We start from the raw sequence: 12,675 nt of genomic DNA, 5'->3' as shown, positions 1-12,675 counted from the left end.
AAAATATTTCAAGTTCTAATTCTATTAAAAACTATTTTAAATTCAGCATAAAAACCAAACTTTAAAGATATAATTGTATCAAACCAACAATAAAAAAGGATAAATAATGCAAGAAAAAACAATTTTTGAACTCATAGTTGAAGGTAAACTTCCATGCAATAAAGTGCTTGAAAGTGACGATTTTCTAGCATTTCATGATATTGCACCCAAAGCACCCATACATATACTTATAATCCCTAAAAAACATTTTAAAGACTTTCAAGAATTTGATCCTGAACTTATGGCCAAAATGACAAGTTTCATACAAGAACTAGCTGTTCTTTTAGGCGTAGATAAAAGTGGATATCGCTTGGTAACAAACTGTGGAAAAAATAGCGGACAAGAAGTTTTTCATTTGCATTTTCATATGCTTGGAGGTTTTGAACTGCCTAAGGAAAAAACAAAAAAAGAAAATCCTCAAGCTTTATTTTAATTTAAATGGTAGAAAAACTACCATTTAAATTATTTTGTCAGAGGTAGCAACATTCCCTCGTATAATTTTTGATAAATTTCATCACCGCATAACTTTTTAGCTAGTTCTAAACCAAAAAGAATTGCCGTAGCTGGACCTGCTGAAGTTATAACATTTTTATTTACAACTACAGCCTTATTAACACGATTTCCATTAAGTCCAACTTCACAACTAGGATAGCAAGCAAACTCGCCCTCTAAAACACCTGCTTCATTTAAGACTATAGGAGAAGCACAGATTGCGGCAACAATTTTATTGTTGCTATGAAGTTGTTTAATGATATTTAAAATAATATTTGAATTCTTAAGATTCATCATACCTTCAAAGCCACCCGCCAAAGCAATGGCATCTAAATTTTCTATATCAACATCCTCTATAGAACAATCTGCTTTTATACTAATGCCATTAGCACCCTTTACTAATAACTCACTATTTAGCGAAGCTATAACAACTTCCAAATCCGGATTTAATTCTCTTGCTCGTTTTAAAACATCTGCAATTCCTATAAATTCAGCTTCTTCAAAACCTTGAGCCAATGGAATTAATACTTTTTTACTCATTTTGTTCTCCTTTTTTATATTTTTTAAATCTTTCTTCTCTTTCTTTGTTTTTTTGCATCATTTGATGATTGAATCCTATGACCAAAACAATCATTAAAAACACAAAAATAACTATTAGAATGAAATCTAAAATTTCCATAAATACAACCTTATTTTTGGGAAATTCTAACACATTTTTTTAAATCTTTAGAGAAAATTCAAAGATATTTCTATAAAATCTTTTTTTAAATAATTTCTCTGAAAAGGTTTACAAATTGAATCAGAAAAATATAAGAATTTTTGTTTTTTTTGTTATTATTATTTTATGGGGCTATTTTTCTTTCCCGATAGAAATATTAAAAATTCAAGATCCTAGTGGAGTTGTAAGCTATGGCTATACAGAAAATGCAAAAGCTTATTTAAAAAGTTATCTTATTACGCTTTTATTAACTGCTTGTGCTGTTATTATCGGAGTGATTATTGGTTTTAGCTTAGCTATTTTACGCTTCTCTAAATTTAAAACACTTAATTTTATTATAGATGAATATATAGACATTATACGAGGAACACCAGTAATTTTACAATTGATGATTTTTGCTTTTGTAATTTTTACTTTTATAGATAACCTTTATGCAGCCATTCTTGCACTAGGACTTAATAGCTCGGCTTATATAGCAGAAATTGTAAGAAGTGGCATTAATAGTGTGGATAAAGGACAAATGGAAGCTGCAAGAGCAATGGGACTTGATTACAAAACTTCAATGAAAGAAATTATTCTTCCTCAGGCTACTAAAAACATTCTACCTGCATTAGCTAATGAATTTATTTCTTTATTTAAGGAAACTTCTGTTGTAGGATTTATTAGTGTTGTTGATATTACCATGCAAAGTCAAAGCTTGCAAGCCGTACTTTACAATCCAAAACCTATTATTTTCACTGGACTTGTTTATTACGTAAGTGTAAAAATTTTTAGTTATTTTGCAAAAAAACTTGAACTTAGGATGAATAAAAATGATTGAAGTTAAAAATTTACAAAAAAAATATGGAGAATTAGAAGTTTTAAAAAATATTAACACTACAATCTCAAAATGCGATGTAATAGCTATCATAGGTCCAAGTGGAGGAGGAAAAAGTACATTTTTACGCTGCATCAATCGCTTAGAAGTAGCTGATAGTGGGGAAATTTTAATCAATAAGCAAAACATACTTGATAAAGAAATTGATATTAATAAGATCAGGCAAAAAGTTAGCATGGTATTTCAGCATTTTAATCTTTTTGCTAATAAAAATGTTATGGAAAATTTATGTTTAACGCCCATTAAAACAGGAATTTTAAGTCAAGAAGAAGCCATAAAAAAAGCAAAAATACTTCTTGCTAAGGTGGGTTTAGCAGACAAAGAAAATATAATGCCCCATAAGCTCTCTGGTGGACAAAAACAACGCATAGCTATTGCTAGAAGCTTGATGATGAATCCTGATGTTATTTTATTTGATGAGCCTACTTCAGCTCTAGATCCTGAAATGATAGGCGAGGTTCTAAGCATTATGAAAGATGTTGCAAAAGAAGGTTTAACTATGCTTGTGGTAACCCATGAAATGGGTTTTGCTAGAAATGTTGCCAATCGTATATTTTTTATGGATAAAGGAAAAATTGCTGTTGATGCAAGCCCTAAAGAAGTATTTGAAAATCCTAGCAATGAAAGATTGAGAGAATTTTTAAACAAGGTTTTAAATCATTCATAAGCCATTAAGGCTTATGAATTTTAATCCCAACATTCAGCGTTTTTAATTCCAAGTTTACTAGCGTTAAATTTAGGATCTATACCAGATTTTTGTTGCGTATTAAAATCTTTTAAAACTTTATTTACTATACCACCTAAAAGCAATAAAGATATAATATTTGTCGTTGCCATGAAAGCCATAGTCAAATCAGCCAAATTCCAAGCAAGTTTTAAATTCATTTGCGAGCCTATAAAAATCATAGCTACAGCTGTAATTCTAAACAAATTCATTACAAATTTGGAATTTGTTAAATATTTAACATTAGCTTGAGCATAATAATAATTTCCTATTAAAGAAGTTATTGCAAAAAGAACAATAGCTATAGTAATAAAATGGATTCCAAAGCTACCATAATACTCACGCATAGCTTCTTGAACTAAAGGCATTCCACCATCGATTTTACTTTCTCCAAGTCCTAAATATGCCATAGAAAAAAGAACTAAAAATCCAGAACTTGTACAAACAACAACATCAATTAAAACTGAAAAGGCTTGTATAACACCTTGTTTAGCTGGATGACTTGTCAAAGCTGCTGCAGCTGCATTAGGTGCCGAGCCCATACCTGCTTCATTTGAAAAAAGTCCTCTTTTAATCCCTATAACTAAAGCAGAACCAGCAAAACCACCAAAAATCGCTTTAAAATCAAAAGCACTTTGTAAAATCATATGAACCACAGAAGGAATTTTATCAAAATTCATTAAAACAGCAATCACGGCAAGTAAAACATAAGCTAAAGCCATAAAAGGAACAATTAAAGAACTAATTTTACCTATTTTAGTATGGTGAGAAAAAAACATCCATGCACCAAAAATAGTTAAAACAATACCAATAATCATTGGCCAAGAACTTGATGCAAAATCTACAGCAGCATTTGGATTAAACATATCATAATAAACTTTAAAAGACGAAGTCATTGTTTGACTTTGAAGTCCGTTAAATCCATAAGCATAAGTAATAATAAGAATAAAAGCAAAAAAAGCTCCAAAAAAATGTGAGCCTAAGGCTTTTTTTATATAATAAGCTGGACCACCTTTAAACCCGCCTGTATCATCTTTTGATTTGTAAACTTGAGCTAAGGTACTTTCAGCAAATGCTGAGGCACCACCAAAAAATGCCATAACCCACATCCAAAATAAAGCACCAGCTCCACCTGTAGCCAATGCCAAAGAAATTCCAGCGATATTTCCTATACCAACTCTAGAAGCAGTTGAGATCATCAATGCTTGAAAAGGTGAAATATGTTCTTTAGTGTGTCCTTCGTTTTTTTCTGTAAGAATTTTAAATACAGAACTCAACATACGAAACTGAACAAAGCGAGTTAAAAAACTATAATAAAGCCCACAAACAATAAGTAAAACTACCATAATAATGTCTGTATTTGGGACAATCTTATTAGCTATAATATCAGACGCTTTATTGGCAAAATCTAGTATAATATCTAAATTCATCCAAACTCCTCAAAAAATAATCTAAATTTTACTTTAACATAATTTTTATAAAAAGGACTTTATGATTTTATTTGTTTTAAGTTATTGTGTAAATTTGAAACTTTTAAGAAACAAAATTGCTAAAATTTTGTCTTAAAGCTTCATAAGAGATTATACCAACGCTTGTAGCTAAATTTAAACTTCTTCCATAAGATTTCATAGGTATAGTTATAGCATTTTCCCAATTTAATTGCATTAATTCCATAGGTAAGCCATAACTCTCACTTCCAAAGAATAAGAAATCATTTTTTTGAAATTCTGCATCAAAATAAGCTTTTTGACTCTTAGTTGTTGCGAAAAAAAAGCGATTTTTATAAATCATATTTTCATTTAAAAATTCTTCAAGATTCTCCCAAATAATAGGCTCTAATTTATCCCAGTAATCAAGTCCTGCTCTTCTAACAGCCTTTTGAGAAATATCAAAAACAGTTGGTTTAACAATATGAAGTTTAAAACCAGCATTAAAACACATTCTACCTATACTACCTGTATTTTGCGGTATTCTAGGGTGAACTAAAACTATATTAAACATGTTTATACTAGAACTCTTTGAATGTTAGGGTTTAATTTTACTAAAATTTCATAGTTAATAGTATGAAAAAAATCAGCCCAAATATCAGCATCTTTAAACACGCAAATTTCCTCACCAGAATTTTCACAAGAAAAACTATCCATTGACATCTTTCCAAGTATTACTTTTCCATTTCCAAGCACTAACTCCCCTTTTCCATTGTAACGGAAAAGACCATCAGCATAACCCAAATCATAAGTTGCTACTTCCATATCCTTTGCAGCAGTAAAAATGCCTCCATATCCTATACTCTGTCCTTTTTGTAAAATCCTTTGACTTAATCTATGAGCATACAAACTTAAAACTCTTTTTAAATTTGATTCCCCATATCCAAATTGAACAAGCCCAACTCTACAATATTCATCTTCAGGAATTTTCCCTCTAAATAATGCTGCAGAATTATGCGAATGAAATAATAAATTTGAAAAATATTTTTTTACTATCTTTTTAGCTTTTTGAAAATTTTCTTTTTGAACAAAAAAACTTCCATCCATTTCATCTGCACTAGCAAAATGTGTAAACATTCCAGTAAGTTTTAAATCACTACTTCGAATAAGATTTATAGCATGCTCTAAATTTTCTACACAAATTCCGTTGCGATGCATGCCTGTATCTATTTTTAGATGTATTTTTATATCTTGCTTGTATTTTTTTACTTGGGAAATATCATTTAAAGCATAAATAAATCGAGAATTTTCATTACCATGAGGACGATGTGATAGTATTAATATATTCTCAAAAAATTCTTCGATTTCTTGAGCTTCTTCTTCACTCTTAACAGCAACAAAAGAAACTCCTAAATTTTTAGCTAATGGAGCTAAAAGCTTAGCTCCATGTCCATATGCATTATCTTTAAAAACACAAATTAATCTTTGAAAACTCCCTATTTTTTTAGCAATATGTCTTAAATTATATTCATAAGCTTTTTGATCAATTTTTATTAAAGACATTTATTGCTCTGCTAAAATTTTCATTTTACCTTTACTATCTATCTTAACGTATAAAATTTTATCGCCTCTAAACTGATAGTTTTTAGTGTAATAATCCTCATAAAATGAAATTCTATACATAGTTTCATTTTCTAAATTCGGATAAGGGCTGATATTAATATCTGAAAATTTAATCTTTTTATCTTCTTTACGAGAAAAAATAGATTTTTTCATGGAAGCAAACTGTTCAAATTTCATTTTATCAAAACGTTTAAATTCTTGCTCATCATAAAAACTTAAATAGGTATTAATGTCACTATTTGTCCAAGCTAGCTTCCATGTAAAAAGATCAGCCAATAAACTAGCTATTTGATCCTTTTTAGCTCTAATTTTTTCTTTTTCTTCTGTCATAACAAAAACTTTTTTGTCTTGCACAACTTGTGCAAATTTCTCCAAATTGTTATTAAATAAAGCAATACACCCTCTTGTTTTAAATTCATCAAGTCTAGAACCATCTAAAGGATAGCCATGGATCCAAATACCACCACCTGTTTTTCCTTGTACTTTATCAAGTAAATTTGGATAAGTTGTAGCAAAAGCAAAGGGACCATAATAAGGATCACCTGGGTTAAACTTACGGCCTAACTCATAAAAACCTACTGGCGTTTTCAAATCTCCTTCTATTTTTTTATCACCCATTAATCCAGTTATTATTTCTTTTTGTTCAAAATCTTTTCTTATTTTTCCATCCTCGTAAGAATAAACACGGAGAATTTTATCTGTTTTATTTGCAAGCACGATAGCAACATTATCATCATAATATCCGAGTGAAATATTTTTATCTCCTATTTCACTTAACCAAAAATCCTTTTGAGTTAATTCTTTTTCAATCGCTACGCCAACAGCATCTAATCCTTGATTGAGATAAATTTTAACAAGATCTGAGGCATGCAACATCAATGAAGAAAGTGTAATTAATAAAGTAAGTCGTTTTAACAATGTTTTTCCTTAGGTATTTCAAAATTTTTTAAGTCAAAAATGTTTGTGATTATAATATTTTTTTTCTTAAAAAATATTAATTATATTAATAATGTGACCTTATTTATGATATTATTTTTAATAAATCATAAAGGCTTGTTTTAAAAGGTTGTCTATGGTGGTAAGAAATTTTTTATAGAAATATCTTTTTAGGCATTTTGTTTTTAGCTTTTTATGTATTATATGATAAAAAGAAAGTATATTTAGCTTAAATACATGCCAAGATCTAGCTTGTGACTTAAATTTACAAGATTGTGTTTTTCTTTTAATAAAAAAAATATTGAAGTTTCAGCCTACCCAAAACCTATAAAAATTTTCAATAAAACTACTATAAAAATTAAAAATTCTCCTCATTATTCTAATTTAAAGATTAAAATTTATAGTTTAAATTCCTAAATTTATATAGTTAATGGTGATATTCTTATAAATTTTATAGATGGAAGTATTACCAATGATTCTAGATTTAGGGTTGAATTTTTAGACAATAATACTCCAACTGGTTTTTTCTTTGATTGTGATGTTACTATGCAAAAAATTTTCAAACAGGTAACACACATTGAAAGATTTTAAAAAATTTATATTCAAATAAAAATATTTTTTGATATAATGAACAAATGTTTAATGTTATAAAAATAAGGATGCAATATGAAAAAAATTCTTCTCTTAGGCGCTCTTTTTGCTGTAAATCTTTGGGCTGTTAATGATATAGAGGTAAAAAATGCCTTTGTAAAACAAACTCCACCTCATGCGCAAAATAGTGCTATTTTTCTTACCATTTTTAATAATACTGATAAAGATATTGCTTTAATAGGTGTCAAAAGCGATATCAGTGAAGCAAGTGAACTGCATACACATATACATAAAGATGGAAAAATGATGATGCAAAAAATTCCTGAAATTATTATAAAAGCTCATTCAAGCACAGAACTTAAATCAGGAAGTTACCATATAATGCTTTTAAAACTAAAAAAACCTATTATTAAAGATACGAAGGTAAAGTTAGATTTAAAATTTAATAATCACAAAACCATAGAGTTAAAAAATATTGATTCTAAAGAATTTTAATTAATGAGAAAAATTATTTTTATCCTAGCTTTTGCTTTTGTTATTGCTACTTTATATATTATTTTTGATTTTTATATAATAAAAGATTCTCAAAAAATAACAAAAGCTGATTTTTCCACCCCATTGACTTGCGATCTTAATGTTAAAGACTGCACATATAGTTTTAATAATAAAGAAGTCTTAATTTCCCTAAATCCCAAACCCTTACAATCTTTAGATGTTACAAATCTAAAGATTGTAAATCTAGGAAATTATAACAACTTAGGAATTAAAATTTATGGATTAAATATGTATATGGGTGAAATTAAGCCTAAAATACATCGATTAAATTTAACAGACTATGAAAGCAAAATAGTTCTTGCTACTTGTGTTTTAGATACTATGCGTTTTAGGGTAGAATTTATGGATAATAATAAACCCATAGGGTTTTATTTTGATTTTGAGCTAAAAAAATGAAAAAAAATATTATTTTGTTTATAGTTATAGTTGCCATTATTTTAGGTGTAATATTTTTTATTAAAAATCATCAAAATTCTTATGATTTTATCTTGAAATCAGATTTAAAAGAGGAAACCACCCTAAAAGATTTTAAAGGAGATAAGCTTATTATCTATTTTGGATACACTTATTGCCCTGATGTTTGTCCGGCAACTCTTAGTTTAGTAGGCAAAGCCTTAAAGCAAATCAATAATCCTAAGACTCACCTTCTTTTTATTTCTTTAGATCTAAATAGAGATAATAACTTAAGTAATACAAACGAATGGTTACGATACTTTTACCCAAAAGCAGATGCTTTAATTGCAAAAGATGAAAAAACTCTTCAAAAAATAACAAAACAATATAATGTTCAATATCAAAAAATAGATCTAAATGATTCTTTTATGGGTTATTCTATAGCACATAGCAATATGCTTTATCTTATTGATGAAAAAGGTCATTTTTATAAAGAAATTAGTGATTTAAATCCACAAGAAATTTTAAGAGAACTTAGAATTTTTCTAAATTCTCAATAATTATACTTAAGCAAAAAGATCAGTTGAGAGGTATCTTTCAGCCGTATCGTTTAGCATAGTTAAAATTCTTTTATCTGGAAATTTCTTTGCTAGCATACTTGCGGCAAATACATTTGCTCCACTTGATATACCCACCATTAAACCACTTTTGGCAAGTTCTTTGGCTGTATTTATAGCATCTTCATTACTTACCGTGATCACTTCATCTATAATTTCTTTATTTAAAATAGCAGGTATAAAATTCGCCCCTATTCCTTGTATTTTATGGCTTCCCGCTTCACCTTTGCTAAGCAATGGAGAATTTAGAGGCTCGACTCCAACAATATGCACTTTTTCTAATTTTTCTTTTAGTATTTCCCCAACTCCACTAATAGTACCGCCAGTTCCAAAACCAGCTACAAAAATATCAAGTTCATTATCCAAATCTCTTAAAATTTCTAAAGCCGTATTCTTACGATGCGCATTTTTATTTGAAATATTTTCAAATTGAGAAACCATAAAAGAATTTGGAGTATTTAACAATATTTCATTTGCTTTATCAACCGCTCCTTTCATTCCTAAATTTGCAGGAGTTAATTCTAACCTAGCGCCAAAGAGTGTTATCATTTTTCTTCTTTCTAAACTCATAGATTCAGGCATTACAGCAATAAATTTAAGTCCCAAATCTGCACAAATCATAGCCAAAGAAATTCCAGTATTCCCACTAGTTGCTTCAACTATTGTAGTATCTTGATTAATTTTTTTACTATCTAAAGCATCTTTAATCATTTCAAAAGCTGCTCTATCTTTTATAGAATGACTAGGATTTAAAAATTCGCATTTAGCAAAAACATTGATACCAAATTTTTTCAAATGTATAATGGGAGTATTTCCTATAAGCTCACTTACTTTTTCATGTACTTTCATAATTTTAATATCCTTTTTTATTTAATAATGATAGTTTTATAAAAGTTTAAAAAAATAAAGTAAATAAAAGATGCAAAATATCCGAATCAATCAAGAAAGAAGGCTAGAATTTATCTAGCCGAAGTTTTATTTTTTCTTTTTGTTGCTTGCTTTTGCAACAGCTTCTTTAAGGTTTTTACCTACCTTAAATTTTGCAACTCTTGTAGCAGGAACTTTAATTGTTTTTCCTGTGCTTGGTACTCTAGCTTCTCTAGCAGCTCTTTCTTGAGTTGAAAAAGTACCAAAACCAATAAAACTGATGCTATCACCTTTAGCTAAAACATCAGTAATAGTAGAAATAACTGCATCAGTAGCAGTAGTAGCGTCTTTTTTTGTTAGCCCAGCTGTTTGAGCAACTAATGAAATGAAATCTGCTTTAGTCATAAAAGCTCCTTTGTTTTAATTGAAACGCCTAATTTTAGCATATTTAAAAAACAATATCAAGTAAAAAACAGCTTTTTTTAAGTTTTTTTCAAAAAACTTTATTATTTTTTCTTATATCTTTCAAATTCTCCGCTATTATCAATTTCATTACCAATTTTCTCGTATAAATCATAATAAAATTTAACAAATTCTTTACACTTAGGCATAATAGGAAGAAAAATATCATCTTCAATTTCACAAAATCTACTTAAAAACTCTTTTGCATCAAGTCTTAAAGCATAGTGTTTTGCCAATTCATGATAATTTTTTAAAGTTAGTTCTTTAAATTTTTCATAATGCCCTAAATCAAAATTTATCTTCAAATTATTATTTTCAAAAATCAATGCTTCACTTTCAAAAAGCAAACTAAGATGAATAAGTCCTTCTGTATAATAAGGTCTAACTTCATCAACCCTTTGCCAAGAAATAAGTCCAATAGCCCTTTTTATAAGTTCATGAAAAACAGGCATTATCAAGTCATCTTGTTCATGATAAAAGAAATTTATAAGTCCACCTGTAGTAGCTTTATATTCTTCTATATTTTTAAAAAAACCACTCTGATTCATTGTTTTTTCAGTATCATTAGCAATAAAAAATATATGACCAAATTCATGGCCTATGGTCGATACTTCATAAACCCTTTTCCAAATTTTTTCCTGATAAAATAAAATATTCCTTCCAAAATCCAAAAATTCTTTATCAAAAACCTCGCTAGAAATTTTCATAAAAGGCTTTGTTTTGGCATTTTCATATACAAAATTTATAAAGGCAAATATTTTTTTACCCGCCTTAGAACTTACAAACTCATCATTTGGAACGACTTGAGCTGAAAATAAACCTTTAAGTTCAGCACCATAAAATATCATTGGAGTGCAAATATAAAGTTGAGTTTTTTCTATATTAGATAAAACTTCTTTTTCCAAGTCACAATCTTCAAGTCCTATATTTTTATAAACATATTCAAAACTTTCCTTAATCTCACTACCAAATTTCAAAACATCAAAATCATTCTCATCTTCTATTCTTATATCCCATTCTAATGCCACCGCATGAGTATAATTATCTTCATAATATTCTAAAGGATGTCCCACTTGTAAAGGTGATTTTACTTTCATCCAAGCAAATTCAGCCTCTTGCCAAGCTTTTATAACTCTATCTTCATCTTTTTCGCAAAACGCTAATTTTAACTTTTCAAAATATTCTATATAAGCTTTTTCCTCTTCGTTGCTAGCAAATATTTTAAGCTGATCAATCATATTTTCAAAAGCAAATTCTAATTTTAAAATTTCATTCTCGAAAAATCTCGCATAAGGAACAAATTTCCATAAATTTCCTATTCTAACTAAAACACCATAACTTCGCTCACAAATTTCTCCTTCTGAAGTTTTTTGATATAAATGATTTTTACGCAAAAATTCCATTGCATCATCTAAATTTGGAAATTGAGTAGATAAAATTTTATTATTTTTTTCTATAATTTCTTTAGTCCAAGAAATTTCAAAAATATTCATAATTAAACCTATATTATGCACTCCTTGTATTATGGACTGATAAAAATTATTTAAAAGCTTTTTCTCTTTTATTTCATTAATTAAATTTTGATGTTCTTTTTCATAAAACTTTCTAATCTCTTCATAGAACTTATGTTTTAACTCTATAATCTTATCTTCCTTAAAGTTGTTTTTTTTCCACTCTTGAACTAAATTTTCTTCCTTTAAATCAACCAAACGCCTAAGTATGGCTAGCATAGTTGTTTTATCTTGTTTTAATTCGCTTAAAGAAATCAAAGATCTAAAATACTCGCCCACATCTTCTTTGTCTAAAAACTCATATAACGCATTATTTCTTTCTTTGTATTTTCTAACCAATTTAGCTATTTCTTTAAAATTATTCATACTTTTATTCTCCTTTTTAACTTTTTTAATTATAATTCATTTTTTAAAATAAGGAGTAAAAATGAGAGATATGGGAGAACCAAAATTAAAAATTGTAGCCATGCCAAGCGATACAAATCCGGCAGGAAATATTTTTGGCGGATGGATACTTTCACAAATCGATTTAGCAGGAGCTATCGCAGCAAGAGAACTTTCTCCTGAACGCGTTGTAACCATCTCTATGGATAAAGTAGTTTTTAAAGAACCTGTTTTTATAGGTGATATAATTTCTTGTTACTCTAAAGTTGTAAATGTGGGCAACACTTCAATCAGCGTTGAAGTAGAAGTCACAGCTCAAAGAGTGGATTCTCAAGGTTGTACTTCTTGCATTAATGTAACTTCGGCTTTAGTAACTTACGTAAGTGTTACAAGAGATGGAAAGAAAAAGCCTATTACTGAAGAACTTAAAAGAATTCATGGCTTTTTAAATGCTTAAAG

At 28.5% G+C, this 12,675-nt stretch carries 16 protein-coding genes and 1 pseudogene; 8 read left to right on the top strand and 9 right to left on the bottom strand.

Annotation, left to right across the window (positions count from 1 at the left end):
• Positions 1 to 106 precede the first annotated feature (106 nt).
• Positions 107 to 472 carry a histidine triad nucleotide-binding protein gene (locus AJN60_RS00265; RefSeq protein WP_002857192.1) on the top strand — a complete coding sequence of 122 codons (366 nt, stop codon included), beginning with the start codon at positions 107 to 109 and terminating at the stop codon, positions 470 to 472.
• Between the two features lie 29 nt (positions 473 to 501).
• Here AJN60_RS00265 and AJN60_RS00260 read toward each other — a convergent pair whose 3' ends face one another.
• Together AJN60_RS00260 and AJN60_RS00255 are read right to left on the bottom strand one after the other, a co-directional pair.
• On the bottom strand, positions 502 to 1,071 hold the full coding sequence (locus AJN60_RS00260; protein WP_004305949.1) for a DJ-1 family glyoxalase III: 570 nt from the start codon (positions 1,069 to 1,071) through the stop codon (positions 502 to 504).
• Positions 1,064 to 1,243, bottom strand: a complete 180-nt coding sequence (locus tag AJN60_RS00255) for a hypothetical protein (protein WP_010891894.1) — start codon at positions 1,241 to 1,243, stop codon at positions 1,064 to 1,066. Before AJN60_RS00255 ends, AJN60_RS00260 begins: the two co-directional genes overlap by 8 nt.
• 82 nt (positions 1,244 to 1,325) lie before the next feature.
• Between AJN60_RS00255 and AJN60_RS00250 the strand changes: the two genes are divergently transcribed.
• On the top strand, positions 1,326 to 2,069 hold the full coding sequence (locus tag AJN60_RS00250; protein ID WP_002861598.1) for an amino acid ABC transporter permease: 744 nt from the start codon (positions 1,326 to 1,328) through the stop codon (positions 2,067 to 2,069).
• Entirely contained in the window at positions 2,062 to 2,793 is a 732-nt protein-coding gene (locus AJN60_RS00245) for an amino acid ABC transporter ATP-binding protein (protein WP_044780506.1), read from the top strand. The genes AJN60_RS00250 and AJN60_RS00245 overlap by 8 nt, the downstream gene beginning before the upstream one ends.
• A 20-nt stretch (positions 2,794 to 2,813) precedes the next feature.
• On the opposite strand, the gene AJN60_RS00240 is transcribed toward AJN60_RS00245, so the two are convergent.
• From AJN60_RS00240 to AJN60_RS00225, 4 genes are all read right to left on the bottom strand, one after another.
• Positions 2,814 to 4,280 (bottom strand): alanine/glycine:cation symporter family protein, encoded by a 1,467-nt coding sequence (locus AJN60_RS00240; RefSeq protein WP_002861600.1) that lies wholly within the window; start codon positions 4,278 to 4,280, stop codon positions 2,814 to 2,816.
• A 103-nt stretch (positions 4,281 to 4,383) separates the two neighbouring features.
• Positions 4,384 to 4,851 (bottom strand): tRNA (cytidine(34)-2'-O)-methyltransferase, encoded by a 468-nt coding sequence (locus tag AJN60_RS00235; RefSeq protein WP_002921721.1) that lies wholly within the window; start codon positions 4,849 to 4,851, stop codon positions 4,384 to 4,386.
• 2 nt (positions 4,852 to 4,853) lie between these two features.
• Entirely contained in the window at positions 4,854 to 5,840 is a 987-nt protein-coding gene (locus AJN60_RS00230; protein WP_002861602.1) for an alanine racemase, read from the bottom strand.
• On the bottom strand, positions 5,841 to 6,818 hold the full coding sequence (locus tag AJN60_RS00225; protein ID WP_044780507.1) for a L,D-transpeptidase family protein: 978 nt from the start codon (positions 6,816 to 6,818) through the stop codon (positions 5,841 to 5,843).
• A gap of 167 nt (positions 6,819 to 6,985) precedes the next feature.
• On the opposite strand from AJN60_RS00225, the pseudogene AJN60_RS09860 reads away from it, so the two are divergent.
• The 4 genes and pseudogenes from AJN60_RS09860 to AJN60_RS00205 all read left to right on the top strand — a co-directional run bounded on the left by AJN60_RS09860 (position 6,986) and on the right by AJN60_RS00205 (position 8,935).
• Positions 6,986 to 7,417, top strand: a pseudogene (locus tag AJN60_RS09860) (hypothetical protein).
• Positions 7,418 to 7,502: 85 nt separating this feature from the next.
• A complete protein-coding gene (locus tag AJN60_RS00215; RefSeq protein ID WP_002861604.1) occupies positions 7,503 to 7,922 on the top strand; it encodes a copper chaperone PCu(A)C in 420 nt (139 codons plus the stop codon).
• A gap of 3 nt (positions 7,923 to 7,925) precedes the next feature.
• On the top strand, positions 7,926 to 8,378 hold the full coding sequence (locus tag AJN60_RS00210) for a hypothetical protein (RefSeq protein WP_002861605.1): 453 nt from the start codon (positions 7,926 to 7,928) through the stop codon (positions 8,376 to 8,378).
• Complete coding sequence (locus AJN60_RS00205) at positions 8,375 to 8,935, top strand: SCO family protein (RefSeq protein WP_070285652.1); 561 nt, start codon at positions 8,375 to 8,377, stop codon at positions 8,933 to 8,935. Before AJN60_RS00210 ends, AJN60_RS00205 begins: the two co-directional genes overlap by 4 nt.
• A gap of 6 nt (positions 8,936 to 8,941) precedes the next feature.
• Here the strand turns inward: AJN60_RS00205 and cysM are convergent, their stop codons facing one another.
• The 3 genes from cysM to ciaB all read right to left on the bottom strand — a co-directional run bounded on the left by cysM (position 8,942) and on the right by ciaB (position 12,198).
• Positions 8,942 to 9,841 (bottom strand): cysteine synthase B, encoded by a 900-nt coding sequence (cysM, locus tag AJN60_RS00200; RefSeq protein ID WP_052804676.1) that lies wholly within the window; start codon positions 9,839 to 9,841, stop codon positions 8,942 to 8,944.
• 126 nt (positions 9,842 to 9,967) lie between these two features.
• Positions 9,968 to 10,264 (bottom strand): HU family DNA-binding protein, encoded by a 297-nt coding sequence (locus AJN60_RS00195; protein WP_002861608.1) that lies wholly within the window; start codon positions 10,262 to 10,264, stop codon positions 9,968 to 9,970.
• A gap of 101 nt (positions 10,265 to 10,365) precedes the next feature.
• The gene (gene ciaB / locus AJN60_RS00190) at positions 10,366 to 12,198 is read right to left on the bottom strand and encodes an invasion protein CiaB (RefSeq protein ID WP_070285651.1); all 1,833 of its coding nucleotides are present in this window, start codon (positions 12,196 to 12,198) and stop codon (positions 10,366 to 10,368) included.
• Positions 12,199 to 12,259: 61 nt separating this feature from the next.
• On the opposite strand from ciaB, the gene AJN60_RS00185 reads away from it, so the two are divergent.
• Positions 12,260 to 12,673 (top strand): acyl-CoA thioesterase, encoded by a 414-nt coding sequence (locus tag AJN60_RS00185; protein WP_052949397.1) that lies wholly within the window; start codon positions 12,260 to 12,262, stop codon positions 12,671 to 12,673.
• Positions 12,674 to 12,675: the final 2 nt, after the last annotated feature.

Source organism: Campylobacter sp. BCW_4323, from assembly GCF_001763115.1.
Lineage (GTDB): Bacteria > Campylobacterota > Campylobacteria > Campylobacterales > Campylobacteraceae > Campylobacter_D > Campylobacter_D jejuni.
The sequence above is the reverse complement of the archived record's forward strand: the minus strand, read 5'-3'. Positions and strand labels throughout refer to the sequence as shown.